Source organism: Microbispora sp. H10670 (assembly GCF_014161385.1).
Taxonomy (GTDB): domain Bacteria; phylum Actinomycetota; class Actinomycetes; order Streptosporangiales; family Streptosporangiaceae; genus Microbispora; species Microbispora triticiradicis.
This window is the reverse complement of sequence record NZ_JABBWW010000043.1, coordinates 25,615-41,537: the sequence shown is the minus strand read 5'-3', so window position 1 is coordinate 41,537 and position 15,923 is coordinate 25,615. Positions and strand designations below refer to the sequence as shown.

Genomic DNA, 15,923 nt, shown 5'->3' with positions numbered 1-15,923 from the left:
CATGCGCACCGCGCGCTCGCGAAGCTCTTGGGGGTACTTCCTCGGGGCTGGCATCGTGACGTGATTCTCCCTTCCGCCAGCAGATGATGCTGGCTTCAGGGCCTCCACGAAAGTCGGAGTGGTTCACCCGGGTGTTCCTAAGGCATCGCCTTACCCGCCTTAGACGGCGTAGGCCACCGGTCGCACACAGGGCGGCCAAGAGATAGGGCATCCGCCCGATGTGGCGGGGGGCGTCTTAGAACGAACCTTGATGTGTACGGGAAAGAAGCCTCGAACTAGGAGAACCGCGATGGGGCCGGAACTGCACTACCAGATCATGATCAACCGGGCCGCCGAGCTCCAGGAGGAGGCCGCGTCACACCGGCGCGCCCGCCAGGCGCTGGCCAGCCTCAAGGCGCAGCAGCGCTCCCGCCGGCTGCGCGGGACGTTCGGCAAGCTCCGCAGCTCGTGACCCGCGTACGAAGGCCCGGCCGGACCCTCCCTCCCGGCCGGGCTTGCCAGCCCCCGTAGGGCGAAAAAGCAGGCGAAGCCAGACAAAGGGTCATGACATGCTTTACGACATGACACGCCGGGCGGTAAGCCCCGTCTTCGTCGGGCGGGACGCGGAGCTGGAGACCCTCGCCGAGGCCTACGACCAGGCCCGCAAGCAGGCCACCGCGGCGGTGCTGATCGGCGGCGAGGCAGGGGTGGGGAAGACCCGCCTCGCCGGCCGGTTCGCGGAGGAGGCCGCACAGGACGGCGCCCACGTGCTCGTCGGGGGCTGCGTGGAGCTGTCCGCCGAGGGTCTCGCGTACGCCCCGTTCACCGCCGCGCTGCGCCAGCTGGTCAGGGAGGCCGGGGTCGCCGAGGTCACCGCGCTGCTGCCGGACGGCGCCGGCCGGGACCTGGCCAGGCTGCTGCCCGAGTTCGGCGAGCCGACCGGCGACGGGGAGACGGAGTCGGCCCGCGCCCGGCTGTTCGAGCTGATCCTCACGCTGCTGGAACGGCTCTCCGAGCGGCGGCCGGTCGTCCTCATCATCGAGGACGTGCACTGGGCCGACCGCTCCAGCCGCGACCTCATCGCCTTCCTCAGCCGCAACCTGAGGACGGCCCCCGTCCTGATGGTCATGACGTACCGGTCGGACGAGCTGCACCGCACCCATCCCCTGCGGCCCGTGCTGGCCGAGCTCGGCCGGGTCGACGGGGTGGTGCGGCTGGACCTGCCGCGCTTCACCCAGGACGAGGTCGCCGCGCAGATGGCCGGGATCCTCGGCGTCACCCCCGAGTTCGCCAGGGTCGACCGGGTCTTCGAGCGCAGCGGCGGCATCCCGCTGTTCGTGGAGGCGCTGCTCGACTGCGGCGAGGAGTGCTCGTTCCCCGACTCGCTGCACGACCTCATCATCGGGTCGGTGGAACGCCTGCCCGAGGAGACCCAGCGGGTGCTCCGCGTCGCCGCCGCCGGGGGCGTACGGGTGGGGCACGCCCTGCTCGCGGCGGTGAGCGGGCTGTCGGACGTGGACCTGGAGGACGCGCTGCGCCCGGCCATCGCCGCGAACGTGCTGCAGGTCGCCGACGGCGGGGCGTACGCCTTCCGGCACGCCCTGATCCGCGAGGCGGTGCACGACGAGCTGCTGCCGGGCGAGCACGCCCGCATGCACGCGCGGTACGCCGAGGAGATCGACCGCGACCGCACGCTGGTTCCTCCGGGGCGGGCGGCCATCGAGATCGCCCACCACTGGTACTCCGCCCGCGACGACGAGTGGGCGCTGGTCTCCGCCTGGGAGGCGGCGGAGAAGGCGGCCAAGTCGTTCGCCTACACCGAGCAGATCCAGCTGCTCGAACGCGTGCTGACGCTGTGGGACAAGGTGCCCGGCGCCGCCGGCCGCATCGGCCAGGACCACTGCACGGTGCTCGAACGGGCCTCCGAGGCGGCGTACGTCAGCGGTGACATGGAGCAGAGCCTCAAGTACGTGCGCGGCGCGCTCGCCGAGCTGGACGAGCGGACCGCCCCGGAGCGGGTGGCCGAGCTGCTGGTCCGCATGGCGAACGTGAAGTCGCAGAAGGCCAAGCCCGGCAGCCTGGACGACCTGCGCCGCGCCGAGGGCCTGGTCCCGCTGCCCGGGGACACCCGCACGCTCGTGCTGACCCGGCTCGGCACGATGCTGATGTGCTCCGACCAGGTCGTCGAGGGCACGGCGGTCACGCAGGAGGCGCTGCGCACGGCCCGCGAGAAGGGGCACGAGGTCCAGGAGGCCGACCTGCTGATCAACCTCGCGCTCGGCCACTCCATCAACGGCGACCTGCAGACCACGTTCGCGCTCAACGAGCGGGCGCTGGCGATGGGCACCCGCCTGGACTCGCCGCGGATCATCCTGCGCGCCCTGGGCAACAACGTCGACGCCCTGGACAACCTCGGCCGCTCGGAGGAGGCGGTGCTGCTCGCCCTGGAGGGCGAGAAGCTCGCCCGCCGGTACGGCAGGTTCCGCCACCAGGGGGTGTTCATCGCCAACAACCGGGCGGAGGCGCTGGAGTCGCTCGGCCGGTGGGACGAGGCCATCGAGGTCATCGACCGGGCCATGACCATGGGCCCCACCATGCGCACCCGCTGGCACATGCTGCGCGTCCGGGCGGACATCGCGATCAGCCGGGGCGAGGAGGACCTGGCGCAGGACATCCTCTCCGAGGTCGGCGCCTTCTCCCCGCGCCGTGAGGAGCAGACGCAGGAGTGGACGCAGAACACCCGCCTGGCGCTCGCCTTCCACCTGCTGCGCGGCGAGCCGCTCAAGGCGCTGGACCTGCTGGAGGCCGCGCTCGACAACCCGCCGCTGTCACGCAAGGCGATGCTGGCCGGGCGGCTGCTGGCCTCGATCCGGTACGTCTGCGACGCCGCGGCGCCGGTCGCGCCCGAGCGGGTCGCGAAGGTGCGGGCGCACGGCGACCGCCTCGCGGAGAACCTGGGCGACGGACCGGTGAACGAGGCCTTCGGCCTGGTCTACCGGGGAGAGTTCGACACGGCGGCCGAGGCGTGGCGGCGGCTGGGCCGCCCCTACGTCCAGGCCAAGGCGCTGCTGCTCGCGGCGGTGGACGCCGCCGCGCGCGGCGACCGCGACGGGGCCTCCGCGCGGCTGCACGAGGCCTGCCCGCTCGCCACCGCGCTCCGCGCGACCCCGCTGGTCACCCAGATCGAGACACTGGCCCGCCGCGTCGGTGCCCCGCTGTCCAGGACCTCGCTGCCCGACGCCGCGCCGTCCGACGCTTCGCCGGCCAGGTCCGGACGGCAGGCCGACCTGACCCCCCGTGAGCTGGAGGTGCTCCGCCTGGTGGCGGCCGGGCGGAGCAACCGCGACATCGCGGCCGAGCTGTTCATCTCGGCCAAGACCGTCAGCGTCCACGTGTCGAACATCCTGCCGAAGCTGGGCGTGTCGACCCGGGGTGAGGCCGCCGCCGCGGCCCACCGCCTGTCTCTTCTCGACTAGCCGAACAAGGGCTCGATCAGCAGCAGCACGCCGAAGACGGCGAACGCGGCGGCGGCGCCGTACTTGATCCACTTTTCCGGCAGGCGGCTGCCGAGGAAGCGCCCGACGAGGATCGCCAGCGCGTCGGCCGCGACCATGCCGATGGTGGAGCCGATCCAGGTGCCGAACCAGCCGTGCTGGGTGGCCAGCGTGATGGTGGCGAGCATCGTCTTGTCGCCCAGCTCGCTGAGGAAGAACGCCACGCCGACGGCGATGAACGCGTTGCGGGTCGTCTTGGCCGCCTTGCCCTCCTCCTCCTCGCTGAGCTCGTCGCCGCGCAGCGTCCACAGCGCGAAGCCGAGGAACGCGAGACCCGCGACGATCGAGATCGCGGTGGTGGGGAGTGCGTCGCCGACGACCCTGCCGAGGGCGACGCTGCCGAGGTGCACGAGCGCGGTCGCGACGGTGATGCCGGCCAGCACCGGGAGCGTCCTGAACCGGGTGGCGAAGGTCAGGGCCATGAGCTGGCTCTTGTCGCCGAGCTCGGCCACGAAGATGACGACGAGGGAGATCCAGAGGGCTTGCACGGGGTCGCCTTCCGAGGGGAGATGCGACCGGGCCGCCGTACGACACCCGGGGAGCGGGCACGACTTCGGCCCGGCAGCATGTGGTCATGACTGTCGGGCCGAAGGTCTCGTCCGCCACGGGGGCTCCACGACCGGGCGGGCGAACCGCCAGTGTGTCGATCAGTGGATTTCGGACTACTCCCCTTCGGTGTTGTCCCAGTTTAACTGAGCTGAAGACTTGCTCCCACCAGCACGGGTTCGTTGACGAGCCACACACCGAACTTCTCGTGCACGCCGTCGCGCACCTCACGGGCCAGCGCGAGCAGTTCGGCCGCGCCCGCCTCACCGGTGGGGTTGGTCAGGGCCAGCGTGTGCTTCGTGGAGATGCGGGCCCGGCCCTTCTCGTACCCCTTGGGGAACCCGGCGTTCTCGATCAGCCACGCCGCCGGGATCTTCACCGAGCCGTCCGGCATGTCCCAGCGCGGATGACCGGGGGCGCGAAGCTCCAGGGCCGCCGCCTCGTCCGGGCCGAGCACGGGGTTGGTGAAGAAGGACCCCGCGCTGCGCGTGTCGGGGTCGTCGGGATCGAGCACCATCCCCTTGCCGCGCCGTAGCTCCAGCACCGCCTCCCGTGCCTCGGTCAGCGGCACCCGCTCGCCGATCTCCACCCCGAGCCGCGCGGCCAGTTCCCGGTACGCCACGGGCCCCGACAGGGCCGACCGCTCCAGGGCGTAGGTGACCGCGAGCACCACGTGCCGTTCGGGGTCGTGCTTGAAGGCGCTGTGCCGGTAGGCGAAACCGCACTCCGCCGCCGTGAGGTCGGCCACCTCGCCGGTCCCGCGGTCGTACACGCGGACGCCGGTGACGGTCTGCGAGACGTCCTGCCCGTACGCCCCGACGTTCTGGATCGGGGTGGAGCCCACCAGGCCGGGAATCCCCGACAGGCACTCGATCCCCGACAGGCCTTCGGCGACGCACCGGGCGACCAGGGCGTCCCAGTCCTCCCCCGCCTGCGCCGTGACGAGCACGCGCCCGTCCCCGGACGGCACCGCCTCGACGCCCCGGGTGACGACGCGGACCACCAGCCCGCCGAACCCCTCGTCGGAGACGAGCAGGTTGCTGCCGCCGCCGAGCACCAGCACGGGCTCCCTGTCACGGTCGGCCTCGGCCACCAACCCGACCAGGTCAGCGGTGGTGTCCGCCTCCGCGAACGCCCGGGCGGGGCCGCCCGTACGCAGGGTGGTGTAGCGGGCGAGGGCCACCCCTGCCAGCCGGTCAGCCATTCGTCTCCTCAGCGCGTCCCCCCAGGCCGGGTAGAGGCACCCGGGGCCGTGTAGAGGAACAGGATAGCCACCCCGCCCCCGCCCGCCCTCACGGAGTGTGAGGGGCTTCCTGGTCGGGAGGTGAGTCGGTGCCGGTGTCGACGCCGGTCTCGGCGATCGCCTGGTCGATCCGGGAGGTGGCCGAACTGCCGTCCCACAGAAGCTGGGAGGCGACCATCGACGCCTCGCCCGACGGGGTCAGCGCCGTCTCGATCGTCCCGCCGGGGGCGACGTCGCGCTTGACCTCGGTGATCTCCTCGTGGCCCGCCGCCCGCGCGGCCTCCCGCGCGTTCCCCGCGCGGGGTGCCGGCAGCCCACCGCCCTGGGCGTCCCCGGCCTTGCCCGGGTCCTGCGTCTGCGTCGCCACGCCGGCGGTGTCGCCCTGCTCCCGCTGGGTCGTGACCGGCTCGTTGACGACGCCCTCGGTCTCTGAAGTGTCTCGCTCGCTCACGATCCGACCGCTACCCAGCACCGGCGCCGCCAAGCACCCTCATGGCTCATCGCGGCCGACCGGGGCCGGTCAGGTGAGCTGGACCACCGCGCGGGCCTTGGAGAGGACCCGGGAATCGCCGGACCTCGCCGTGAGCGTGACCACGACGCGCTTGTCCTCGCGCTTCTCCTCCACGATCCCGCTGATCGTGATCGTCGCGCCGTTGTCGTCGTCGGGCACCACGACCATGGACGAGAAACGGACCCCGTACTCGACCACCGCGCCGGGGTCGCCCGCCCAGTCGGTGACGAACCGGCCGCCCTGCGCCATCGTGTACATGCCGTGCGCGATGACGTCGGGCAGGCCGACCGCCTTCGCGTGACGCTCGTTCCAGTGGATGGGGTTGAAGTCGCCCGATGCCCCGGCGTAGCGCACCAGGTCGACCCGGCGGACCCGGTACTCGGCGGCCGGGATCTCCTGGCCGGTCTCCACGTCGTCGTACTTGACCGTCGCCGCCATGATCAGGCCGCCCCTCCGCGCTCCACGATGATGTTGTAGGTCCGGCAGACCAGCTCGCCGGAGGTGGTGTGCACGTCGCTGCGCACGGTCAGGAACTCGTTGCGGCCGACGCTGCGGATCTCCGCGATGGTGGAGCTGCACACGAGCTCGTCGCCCGCCTGGATGGGCCGCTCGTACTCGAACCGCTGCTCGCCGTGCACGACCATGGAGAAGTCGAGCCCCAGGTCGGGGTCGGTGAGCGCGTCACCGGTGCCGAGGAGGCTGAACACGATCGGGAAGGTCGGCGGCGCCACGACGTCCGGGTGCCCGGCCGCCACGGCGGCCTGCCGGTCGTGGTAGATCGGGTTGCCGTCGCCGATCGCGGTGGCGAACTCGCTGATCTTGACGCGGCTGACCTCGTAGGGCGCGGACGCCTGGTACGTCCGCCCGACGAAGTCGCGATTCAGAGGCATCGGCCGTGCTCCTTAGGGGATGAGCGGGTGACCGTACGCTAGCAACACCCGATCCGGCCGGCCGTCACCGCCGCACCGCGGAAGATCCGGCCCAGAGCATCCGACCCAGAAGCACCGGTGGAAGCACCGACACGAAAACCGGCGCCTCCGCGACGGAGACGCCGGTCATACGTGATCGAGGTCGTGCTGTGTCGAGGTCAGGCCGTGTAAGCCGACCGCCGTAAGCCGACCGCCGCGTTCGCGGCGCGGAACCACGCGCGCCGGACCGCGCTGAGGAGTGTCTGATAAATGCTGCCCGTCGCGAGCGGGGATCCAGGTGGATGCATCGCAAGGCGGAGGAGGAGCCGATAACAGCGTTATCGGCGACGACGACAACGCAGCGAGGCGCCGCCTGGGCCACGCGTAGCAGGGCTTGATTTATCAGACACGACTTGAAGACTCAGCGGGTCTCGCGGTGCGCCCGGTGCGTCTTGCAGTTGGGGCAGTACTTCTTCAGCTCAAGCCGATCCGGGTCGTTGCGCCGGTTCTTCCGCGTGATGTAGTTGCGGTGCTTGCACTCCTGGCAGGCCAGCGTGATCTTCGGCCTAACGTCTGTGGCAGCCACGTGGGAGTGCCTTTCTGCGTTTGGGACTACTGGACAACCCAGGCCGGGGCCGCCTTCGTGAGGTGACCCGGCAGGGTAGTAGCGGAGGCCGGACTTGAACCGGCGACACAGCGATTATGAGCCGCTTGCTCTGCCTGACTGAGCTACTCCGCCTCGGGCCGGAGAAACTGCATCCGGCCACGCAAGGATACCCGACCCGTACGGCTCTTCGCGCATCGGGATCAGCCGCGATCGGGATCGGTCAGCCGGTGGGGAAGAGGCACCCCCACCAAGCCGAAAGCCCCACCCGGCAGCGCTCCCACAGGAACAATGCTCAGATAGGACTTTCCGGCCAGAGCCCCCAAACGGAATCGAACCGTTGACCTTCTCCTTACCATGGAGACGCTCTGCCGACTGAGCTATAGGGGCGGGCCCGGCTGCGCTCTCGCGCCTCGCGGACAGGTGTAACCATACACGGCCACGCTGACCGATGCGAACTCGAATACCGCCACGCTCACGGTGCCGGCTCACGGTGTCGGCAGCATGCCGGAGAGATCGGCCGCGGGCCGCTGGCGGGGCGGCACCTCGGCCGCGACGGCGTACCTGCTGAAGTAGCCCTTCCCCCGGACGGGGGTCACGTTGCTCAGCGTCACCTTGGCCTCGTACGGCGCGTTCTCGCAGGCGGGCAGGCACCAGGTGCCGCTGAGCCTGCCCACGCCGACGGCCCGGGTCGGCCCCCAGGAGTGCCAGGTGACCTCGCTGATCGTGGTGAACTCGGAAAGGACCAGGATGGCCGGCCGCTGGTCGGGCCGCCCCTGCTCCGAGCCCTGCAGGTTGAGCACGTACACCGGTGTCTCCGCGACCGGGCCGGCCTGCGACGCGCCGCAGCCGGAGACCCCCGCGCCGAGGACCGCGACCGCGAGCTTGGTGACAGTGGTGGCCAGGCGCATCGATACCCCCTCGGCACTCTGAGTGCCCAGGGTCGGCGCGGGTTACGCCTGCGGCCCGCCTACCTGACGGCCGTACGGGCGTCGCCGGCCCGCTCCGGCAGGGCGATCACCTCGCACAGGTCGGCGAGGTCGACGAACCGGGCGACCTCCTCGACCGACAGGCAGTCGGCGACCAGCCGTCCGTGCCGCAGCACGCGGAGCACCTGGCGGTCGCGGGGGTACGCCGGAACGATCTCGTACCCGTCGGGACCCACCCATCGCCTGTCCATAGGGGAACAAGCTATCGGTTCTTCCCACCGTTCTCTCCCGTCCCATAAGAACGGGTTTAAGTAAGGACCTAATGGACCCCAAGCACCGGGGCGCACAGTGAGCGTGCCCGACCACCCCGCTCATGAGAGGCATCCCGATGTCCGACGCCCCCGTCCCGCACCCCGCCAACCTGCCCGCCCCCAACCTGCTCGGCTTCCGCATCACCCACCGCGCGATGCGGGCCGACTCCCGGCGCCTCGCCGACGTCACCGGCGAGATCGCCGCGGGCCGGCAGCCGTGCGGCCCCGAGCGCGCGGCAGCGATCAGGGACTACGTGGTCAAGCTGTGCCAGGGCATCCATCACCACCACAAGGCGGAGGACGACCACCTGTGGCCCCTGCTCGTCCGTTCGGCGGGCGCCGAGGTGGACCTGAGCGAGCTGAGCGAGGACCACTCCGAGCTCGATCCGCTGCTGGAGGAGATCCGGTCCGTCGCGGGCGACCCGGCGGAGCTGGCCAAGCCGATGCGCCGTCTGGCCGACCTGCTGGACGAGCACATCGTGGAGGAGGAGCGGCAGCTCTTCCCGGTCATCATGCGGCACGTCACCGCGAAGGACTGGGAGGAGCTGGAGAAGCACGTCCGTAAGGGCGGGGACCCGCGGTTCGAGCTGCCCCGCATCGAGCGGCACGCGCGGCCGGCGGAGCTGGCCGAGCTGCGCAAACTGGCCGGGCCCGTCCTGGTCGTCATGCTGGCGCTGCTGCGTCCCGGCCACCGTCGCCGCGAGCGTCTCGTGTTCGGCGCGGCGTGAGCGCCCGGCGGGCGGCCTCCTCCCAGTGCGGGGAGCCGGCCTGCCGGGCCACCTCGGCGGCCCGCCGGTAGTGCGCGTCCGCGTCGCCGGGCCGGCCCAGGAACACGGCGAGGTCGCCCAGCGTGTGGGCCACCGGCCCGGCCGTGACCGACCCCGAGTGCAGGCCGGCCAGCTCGCCGTCGTACGGCAGCAGCAGCTCATAGCACTCGGCGGCCACCTCCCGGTCGCCCAGCGCCGCCGCGTTGTCCGACCGCATGGACATCAGCAGCAGCCAGTAGTAGTCGCGCCGGGGCCGGTGGCCGGGCAGCCACACGGCGCGGGCCTCGTCGAGACGGCCGGCGCCGACGAGCACCCGGGTGTACATCTCCATGCTGTCCTCGCGCAGGCGCTCCCAGAGGACGGTGAGCTCCTCCACCATCCCGGCGAGGCGCCCTGACGCCAGCGCGACCACGAAGCGGCCGACCATCCCCACCATCGCGCCGTTCGCGTCGCCGGTGCGGGCCAGCCGTTCGCCGAGCTCGCCGTACGCGCGGCCGGCCCGCTCGAAGTCGCCCGTCACCAGCAGGCGCAGGGCGTCGAGGAAGGCGAGGATGCCGAGGGCCAGGCCGAGCTGGCCGGTCGTCGACAGCGCGGCGCCCCTGTCGGCGTGCTCGCGCGCCGACGCCCAGTCGTTGCGGGCGAGCGCGACCATGAGCAGCGCGAAGTGGCCGAGCGTCTGGTAGCCGAGCAGTCCCGCGTCGGCGGACGCGGTCAGCAGGTCGTGACCGAGCGTCTCCAGCTCCGCCCGCCGGTCCGGCGCGAGGCAGGCCCAGTAGCGGGCGTTGAGCGCCATGCAGCGCAGCCGGGGATCGCCGAGTGCGTCCGCGATCGCCAGCGCCTCGGCGCTCGCCGTCTCGACGCGCTCCGCATCGTGTCCTTCGAGCGCGTGGCAGAGGGCGACGAGCATGCGGCAGCGCAGTTCCCCCGCCTCCGCCGGCATCGAGCCCTCGATCGCCCCGACGAGCCGGGGGTCGTACGCGCGGTCGGGCTGGATGGTCCAGATGACCGGCGCGTCGAACGACGTGACCGCGCGGGCGACCGCCGCCCGGTCGCCCATCTCCTGGGCCAGCGCCAGGGCCTTCTCCCGGTTCCGCAGCGCGGTGATCACGTCGCCCGCGTGCGCCTGCGCGGACACCAGGTCGCACAGCAGGCCGAGGCGGACGTCCCGGGGCGGCTCGCCGGTCCCCTGGGTCAGCAGGTCGAGAGCGTCCAGGGCGCCCTGCAGCAGCGTCGCCGCCTCTCCGTGCGCGTGGTAGACCGACCAGGCCTGGTGGGCGGCGCGCGCCGCGTACCCGGCCGCCGTGAGGGCGGTCGCGGTGGTCGCGGCGGCGAGCGCGTGGTGCCCGAGCGCGCCGACGTCGCCGGGCCGCACGCGTTCCAGCGCGGCGAGGACCCTGCCGTGGATGCGCGTACGGCGCAGCCGGGGGATGTCCTCGTACAGCGTCTCGCGGACGAGCACGTGGGCGAAACGGACGTGGCCGGGACGCGGCTCCTCCAGCAGGCCGGACAGCACGCCCGCCTCCAGGCCGTCGAGCACGGTCTCCTCGTCGGCCCCCGGCATCGCGACGAGCACGTCCGCGTCGGCCTCCCGGCCGAGGACGGCGGCGGTGCGGAGCGTCGTCTGCGCCGTGGCGGGCAGCCGGGCGAGACGACGGCGGATCAGGTCGCGGACGCCCGGCGGCAGCGCGTGGGCCGCGGCCGGGCCGTCGACCGCGAGCAGCCGGGCCGTCTCGGCCACGAACAGGGGGTTACCGCCGGTCCGCTCGGTGACCGTGCGGACCAGCGTCTCGTCCACCTCCGTGCCGGAGCGCTCCGTGAGCAGGCGCTCCACCTCCGGCTCCCCGAGGCCGCCCAGGGTGATGTTCTCCACAGCCTGGACGGCGAGCGCGGCGGCGGTGGCCGTGAGGTCGTCGCCCGCCTCCGCCGGCCGGTGCGTCAGCAGGACGAGGACCGGCGTGCGCGCCAGGCGGCCGGCGAGATGACGCAGCAGCTGGAGGGTCTCCTCGTCGGCGCGGTGCACGTCCTCCAGCACGATCAGCAGTGGACCCGGCACGCCCTCCAGGTAGTCGCCGGCCGCCCGCGCCAGCCAGAACTGGCCCACGGGCGCGGCGTCGTCGGTCAGCAGCGGCGCGAGCCTGGCCGCCGTCCCGGGCTCCGGCGGGCGGGTGGCGGAAAGGTCGCGCAGCACCTCGCTCCACGCCCAGGCGGGCGGCACGCCACCTGTCGTCTCCGGGCAGCGGCCGACCACGGTCTGCCAGCCGTCCCCCGCCAACCGCCGCACCAGCGCGCCGGCGAGCGTGCTCTTGCCCGAGCCCGCCTCGCCGCCGAGCCAGGCGATGCGGAAGCCGTCCCGCGCCTGCCCGGCCGCGGAGACCAGCCGGGACAGCTCCGCCGTACGGCCGACCATCCGGAAGTCGGCCGGGGCGGGCTCGGCCCGCGTCTCCCGTACGGGCGGCCCGATCACGGGGGCCGGGTCGAGCGACTCGGCCTGCGCGAGGATGTCCGCCTCCAGGGTGCGCAGCGCGGGCCCGGGGTCGACGCCGAGCTGGTCGGCGAGCAGGGCGCGGGTGCGGCGCAGGGCCGCGAGCGCCTCCCCCTGCCGGCCGCCCCGGTAGTAGGCCAGCGCGAGCAGCCGTACGGCGTTCTCGCGCAGGGGGTGCTCGGTGAGGTGGCGTTCCAGCTCGGGGACGATCTCGGCGTGGCGGCCCAGCGCGAGCGCCGCCTCGGCGCGGTACTCGGAGGCGACCACCCGCAGTTCGTTCAGGTGGCCCACCTCGGGCACGGCCCACTCCTCGTCGCCGAACTCGGCGTACGCCGGGCCGGTCCACAGCGCCAGGGCCTCGTTGACGAGGTCGAGCGCCCGGGCGGGCGCGCCCTCGGCGAGGAGGCCGGAGGCGGCCTCGACCAGCCGGGGGAAGCGCCAGGCGTCCACGTCGTCCGGCTCCAGCGCGAGGCGGTAGCCGGGCGGAGCGGTCACCAGCACGCGGGCGGCGGCGCGGGGCGGGCGGTCCGGCTCCAGCACGCGGCGCAGGTTGGAGACGTAGACCTGCAACGCGCCCAGGGCGCGAGGAGGCGGCTGGCCCTTCCACAGGTCGTCCACGAAACGGTCGGTCGACACCACGTGTCCGTGCGCGCAGACCAGCCGGGCCAGCACGGCGCGCTGGAGCGACGTCCCGAGGTCCGCGCGACGGCCGTCGACCTCCGCCGCTATCCGCCCCAATATCCTCAATCGCACCATAACAGGGGCAAGCATAGGCATCAGGCTCGATAGTGGTAGTAACCGAGCAGGTCATCCAGCACGGACACGTCGTCCATGCGGATGCGCGTCCCGGTAGCGAACGCGTTGATCATCTTGCCGCCTCCGACGTACACCCCGACGTGGTGGGTTCTGCCGGGCCTGCCGTAGAAGACCAGGTCGCCGGGTTGCGGCACGTCGACCCGGCGCAGCCGGCCGACGTGGTCGTCGGTGTTGCCGGGGCCGAGCACGTCGCCGCCGAACGCCAGGTCGTACACCCATCGGGTGAACCCCGAGCAGTCGAAGCCGCGCGTCCGGCTCGCCGGACAGGGCATGACCGAGCCGCTGTACCCCCGGCAGGTCCCCTTCGACGGCCCCGGCCGCGTCGCGTGTCCCCCGCCCCACGAGTACGGCATAGCGCCCTGGGCGGCGTACGCGACGGCGACGGCCCTGGACAGCTCCTCGTTGAGAGGCGCGGAACCCGCGGCGGCCAGCGCGACGATTCCCCCGATCAGAACCAGTCGGCGCCTGAGCGCGCGCTCAACCCCCATGAATCGTGACAATAGCCACTTGTCTCTTTCCTGACCATGGAAGCTTTACCCCACTCGATCGACTCACCGGGTAGGAATTGTTACTCTGAGTAGGGCTAAGGTGGTCCAATGTTCAACCAAGCCCTACCTCTGTGAGCCAGGACGCGTTCGACGTCCTGCCGTCGAAGCGCTTCGCCTGGTCGCCCCGGACCTCCCCCACGGCTCCTTCAGTGGTCCCCGGCGTCAGGGAGAGCGAAGGGAGCCACCGTGGAGACGTGGACGGCACCGACCCCATCCCCCACCCGATGGTGGGTGCTGGGCATGCGCGGAGAGCTGGATCTCCACGCGGTGCGGCATCTCCACGAGCCCCTGCGCGGCCTGATAGAGGCCAGGGGCCCGTGGCTCGCCCTCGACCTGAGCGAGGTGCGGTTCATCGACACCACCGGGGTCGGGCTGCTGGTCCGCCTGGCGCACAACCTGCGCGGCCGGGACGGCGACCTCGCGCTGATCGCCCCCGGAGGCCAGGTGCTGCGGATCCTCCGCTGGACGAACCTGACCCGGCTGTTCCGCGTGCTCGACACCGCCGACGCGCTGGCCGACCTCGCCGCCGACCACCCCCGCCTCGGCCGGGCGACCTGATGCTCCCCGGGAAGCGGCGTGACCGGGCCGGAGCCGTCAGTCCAGTCTGATCTCCACCGGGGTGTCGTCGGCCGGCGGCGCCACGGGACGGCAGCTCTGGCCGCACCCGCCGAACGAGGGGTCGAGCGGAGCGAACTTCGTCGCCGGCACGCCGCTCAGCGCCTTGAGCATCGTGTCCTTCCAGATCGGGCCGGGAACGCTGGCGCCGAACACCTCGCCGTAGTAACGGCCGCCGATCGTCACGCCGTTCAGCTTGTACTTCGACGTGCCGCGCGGGTCGCCGAGGCTGACCGCGCCGGCCAGGTCGGGGGTGAAGCCGGCGAACCAGGCGGAGGAGGAGTTGTCGTTGGTCCCGGTCTTGCCGCCCGCGTCGCGGCCGATGCCGCCGACCGCCGCCATCGTGCCCTTGGTCAGGACGCCCGACAGCACGTGCGCCGCCGCGTCCGCCACCTCGGGGTCGAGAGCCTGACGGCACTTGGGCTTGTAGTCCGTGGTCTTGCCGGTGCTGTCGGTGATCCGGCTGATCGCCATCGGCGCGCAGTACTTTCCGCGCGCGCCGATCGCGGCGTAGGCGTTGGCGACCGTCACCGGGTCCATCTCGTTGATGCCGAGCGTGAACGTCTCGAACTCCTGGAGCGCCCCGCCGTCGGAGCGGTGGATGCCCAGCGACTTGGCCGTCTTGACCACCTCGCAGAGCCCGACCCGCCGCTCCAGCTCCATGAAGAACGTGTTGACCGAGTGCCAGGTGCCGGTCTGCAGGGTCAGCCACCCGGGCGACCCCTCGTCGTTGGTGACCGTGTGACCCGGGTCGCCGATGGACCCGCCCGCGCAGTTCCTGAACGCCGAGGCGCCGGGGGCGGTGTAGCCGGCGCCTACGCTGAACCCGTCGTTGATCTTCATGCCCTGCTTCAACGCGGTGAGCAGCGTGAAGGTCTTGAAGGTCGAACCCGCCTGGAAGCCGATGCCACCGCCGTGCGCCGCGTCCGCGACCAGGTTGTAGGACATCTCCTTCCTCGTCTTGCGCGTCCCGTACGGCCGGCTCGCGGCCATCGCCCTGATCGCCCCGGTGCCGGGCTGCACCAGCGCCTCGGCGGCCACCGGGTTGTCGGACGGGTTGACCCACTTCCTGATCGCCGCGTCCGCCGCCGCCTGCATCGAGGGGTCGATCGTGGTCCTGATCGTCAGGCCGCCCCGGTTGAGGAACCGCAACCGGTCCTTGGCCGTCCTGCCGAAGTCGGAGTTGTTGAGGATCTCGTTGCGCACGTAGACGCAGAAGTACGGATATTTGCTGGACTCGCAGCCGCCGGGCAGCTTCGTCCCCTTGTACCCGAGCTTGGTGGCCTTGGCCTTGGCCGCCTCGGCTGCGGTGATCTTGCCCAGCTCGGCCATCCGGTCGAGCACGACGTTGCGCCGCTTGAGCAGCCGGTCGCGGTGGGTCTTGCCGAGGTTGGGGTCGGTGGCGTTGGGGTCCTGCACCGCGCCCGCCAGCGTCGCCGCCTGCGGCAGCGTCAGCCTGCTCGCGCCGACCCCGAAGAACCGCTTGGCCGCCGCCTCGACGCCGTACGCGCCCGCGCCGAAGTAGGCGATGTTGAGGTACTTCTCCAGGATCTCGTCCTTGGAGTACTTCTTCTCCACGCCCATCGCGTACCGCAGTTCGTTGAGCTTGCGGGCGTAGCTGGCCTCCAGGGCCTTGTTCTTCTCCGCCTCGGTGTCGGCCGAGTTCAGCAGCACCTGCTTGACGTACTGCTGGGTGATCGAGGAGCCGCCCTGGGCCACCCCGCCCGCCTGCATGTTCCTGGCCAGCGCGCGGAGGGTGCCCTCGATGTCGATCGGGCCGTGCTCGTAGTAGCGGTAGTCCTCGATCGAGATGATGGCCGTCTTCATGACGTCGGCCATCTCGTCGAGCGGGACGACCTCGCGGTACTGCTCGTAGAACCGCGCGATCTCGCGGCCCTTGACGTCCTGCACCACGGAGACCTGCGCGAGCGGAGGCTCGGGGAGGTCACGCGGTTCGAGGCCGACGTCCTTGACGGCCGACACCAGGCCGACCCCCGCGCCGCCGACCGCCGGCAGCGCGATCCCCGCGACCAGCACACCGGCCGCCGCTCCCATGGCCGCCAGACGCAGCACCTTTCCCGTGGCGTTCACCCGATCATCCCCAACTCGA

General features: G+C 72.1%; 15 protein-coding genes and 2 tRNA genes. 4 read left to right on the top strand and 13 right to left on the bottom strand.

Annotated elements, in window-relative coordinates; translation table 11 throughout:
• Window positions 1-289 precede the first annotated feature (289 nt).
• Both HHX33_RS33160 and HHX33_RS37565 read left to right on the top strand, forming a co-directional pair.
• Window positions 290-451: a hypothetical protein gene (locus HHX33_RS33160; protein WP_165900422.1), complete on the top strand. Its 162-nt coding sequence runs from the start codon at window positions 290-292 to the stop codon at window positions 449-451.
• A gap of 109 nt (window positions 452-560) precedes the next feature.
• Entirely contained in the window at window positions 561-3,455 is a 2,895-nt protein-coding gene (locus tag HHX33_RS37565; protein ID WP_310741625.1) for an ATP-binding protein, read from the top strand.
• On the opposite strand, the gene HHX33_RS33150 is transcribed toward HHX33_RS37565, so the two are convergent.
• The 10 genes from HHX33_RS33150 to HHX33_RS33105 form a co-directional block, all read right to left on the bottom strand.
• Window positions 3,452-4,021, bottom strand: a complete 570-nt coding sequence (locus HHX33_RS33150) for a TMEM165/GDT1 family protein (RefSeq protein WP_111697365.1) — start codon at window positions 4,019-4,021, stop codon at window positions 3,452-3,454. The two genes, HHX33_RS37565 and HHX33_RS33150, sit on opposite strands and share 4 nt — an antisense overlap.
• 200 nt (window positions 4,022-4,221) lie before the next feature.
• Window positions 4,222-5,283 carry a UDP-N-acetylmuramate dehydrogenase gene (locus HHX33_RS33145; protein ID WP_182878022.1) on the bottom strand — a complete coding sequence of 354 codons (1,062 nt, stop codon included), beginning with the start codon at window positions 5,281-5,283 and terminating at the stop codon, window positions 4,222-4,224.
• Window positions 5,284-5,371: 88 nt separating this feature from the next.
• Window positions 5,372-5,773, bottom strand: coding sequence for a hypothetical protein (locus tag HHX33_RS33140; RefSeq protein ID WP_182878021.1), 402 nt, complete (start codon window positions 5,771-5,773; stop codon window positions 5,372-5,374).
• Window positions 5,774-5,842: 69 nt separating this feature from the next.
• Window positions 5,843-6,271, bottom strand: a complete 429-nt coding sequence (locus HHX33_RS33135) for a MaoC family dehydratase (protein WP_111697368.1) — start codon at window positions 6,269-6,271, stop codon at window positions 5,843-5,845.
• A gap of 2 nt (window positions 6,272-6,273) precedes the next feature.
• A complete protein-coding gene (locus tag HHX33_RS33130) occupies window positions 6,274-6,723 on the bottom strand; it encodes a MaoC family dehydratase N-terminal domain-containing protein (RefSeq protein ID WP_182878020.1) in 450 nt (149 codons plus the stop codon).
• Window positions 6,724-7,162: 439 nt separating this feature from the next.
• Window positions 7,163-7,327 (bottom strand): 50S ribosomal protein L33, encoded by a 165-nt coding sequence (gene rpmG, locus HHX33_RS33125; RefSeq protein WP_036325591.1) that lies wholly within the window; start codon window positions 7,325-7,327, stop codon window positions 7,163-7,165.
• A gap of 79 nt (window positions 7,328-7,406) precedes the next feature.
• A tRNA-Met gene (locus HHX33_RS33120) sits at window positions 7,407-7,480 on the bottom strand.
• Window positions 7,481-7,662: 182 nt separating this feature from the next.
• Window positions 7,663-7,735 (bottom strand) — tRNA-Thr (locus HHX33_RS33115).
• Between the two features lie 98 nt (window positions 7,736-7,833).
• A complete protein-coding gene (locus tag HHX33_RS33110; RefSeq protein ID WP_182878019.1) occupies window positions 7,834-8,256 on the bottom strand; it encodes a hypothetical protein in 423 nt (140 codons plus the stop codon).
• 59 nt (window positions 8,257-8,315) lie between these two features.
• Window positions 8,316-8,525: a transposase gene (locus HHX33_RS33105; protein ID WP_182878018.1), complete on the bottom strand. Its 210-nt coding sequence runs from the start codon at window positions 8,523-8,525 to the stop codon at window positions 8,316-8,318.
• A 122-nt stretch (window positions 8,526-8,647) separates the two neighbouring features.
• On the opposite strand from HHX33_RS33105, the gene HHX33_RS33100 reads away from it, so the two are divergent.
• Window positions 8,648-9,313: a hemerythrin domain-containing protein gene (locus HHX33_RS33100; RefSeq protein WP_259403122.1), complete on the top strand. Its 666-nt coding sequence runs from the start codon at window positions 8,648-8,650 to the stop codon at window positions 9,311-9,313.
• Here HHX33_RS33100 and HHX33_RS33095 read toward each other — a convergent pair.
• Both HHX33_RS33095 and HHX33_RS33090 read right to left on the bottom strand, forming a co-directional pair.
• The gene (locus HHX33_RS33095) at window positions 9,249-12,590 is read right to left on the bottom strand and encodes a BTAD domain-containing putative transcriptional regulator (RefSeq protein ID WP_182878017.1); all 3,342 of its coding nucleotides are present in this window, start codon (window positions 12,588-12,590) and stop codon (window positions 9,249-9,251) included. The genes HHX33_RS33100 and HHX33_RS33095 overlap by 65 nt on opposite strands.
• A 20-nt stretch (window positions 12,591-12,610) precedes the next feature.
• Window positions 12,611-13,138: a C40 family peptidase gene (locus HHX33_RS33090; RefSeq protein WP_182878016.1), complete on the bottom strand. Its 528-nt coding sequence runs from the start codon at window positions 13,136-13,138 to the stop codon at window positions 12,611-12,613.
• 246 nt (window positions 13,139-13,384) lie between these two features.
• On the opposite strand from HHX33_RS33090, the gene HHX33_RS33085 reads away from it, so the two are divergent.
• On the top strand, window positions 13,385-13,756 hold the full coding sequence (locus HHX33_RS33085; RefSeq protein WP_182878015.1) for an STAS domain-containing protein: 372 nt from the start codon (window positions 13,385-13,387) through the stop codon (window positions 13,754-13,756).
• Window positions 13,757-13,792: 36 nt separating this feature from the next.
• On the opposite strand, the gene HHX33_RS33080 is transcribed toward HHX33_RS33085, so the two are convergent.
• On the bottom strand, window positions 13,793-15,904 hold the full coding sequence (locus HHX33_RS33080; RefSeq protein ID WP_310741624.1) for a transglycosylase domain-containing protein: 2,112 nt from the start codon (window positions 15,902-15,904) through the stop codon (window positions 13,793-13,795).
• Window positions 15,905-15,923: the final 19 nt, after the last annotated feature.

Coding starts and splice junctions, on each gene's coding strand:
- HHX33_RS33160 (WP_165900422.1), top strand. CDS start 290: ATGGGGCCGGAACTGCACTACCAGATCATGATCAACCGGGCCGCCGAG.
- HHX33_RS33105 (WP_182878018.1), bottom strand. CDS start 8,525: ATGGACAGGCGATGGGTGGGTCCCGACGGGTACGAGATCGTTCCGGCG.
- HHX33_RS33090 (WP_182878016.1), bottom strand. CDS start 13,138: ATGGGGGTTGAGCGCGCGCTCAGGCGCCGACTGGTTCTGATCGGGGGA.
- HHX33_RS33135 (WP_111697368.1), bottom strand. CDS start 6,271: ATGGCGGCGACGGTCAAGTACGACGACGTGGAGACCGGCCAGGAGATC.
- HHX33_RS33095 (WP_182878017.1), bottom strand. CDS start 12,590: ATGGTGCGATTGAGGATATTGGGGCGGATAGCGGCGGAGGTCGACGGC.
- HHX33_RS37565 (WP_310741625.1), top strand. CDS start 561: ATGACACGCCGGGCGGTAAGCCCCGTCTTCGTCGGGCGGGACGCGGAG.
- HHX33_RS33110 (WP_182878019.1), bottom strand. CDS start 8,256: ATGCGCCTGGCCACCACTGTCACCAAGCTCGCGGTCGCGGTCCTCGGC.
- HHX33_RS33130 (WP_182878020.1), bottom strand. CDS start 6,723: ATGCCTCTGAATCGCGACTTCGTCGGGCGGACGTACCAGGCGTCCGCG.
- HHX33_RS33145 (WP_182878022.1), bottom strand. CDS start 5,283: ATGGCTGACCGGCTGGCAGGGGTGGCCCTCGCCCGCTACACCACCCTG.
- HHX33_RS33100 (WP_259403122.1), top strand. CDS start 8,648: ATGAGAGGCATCCCGATGTCCGACGCCCCCGTCCCGCACCCCGCCAAC.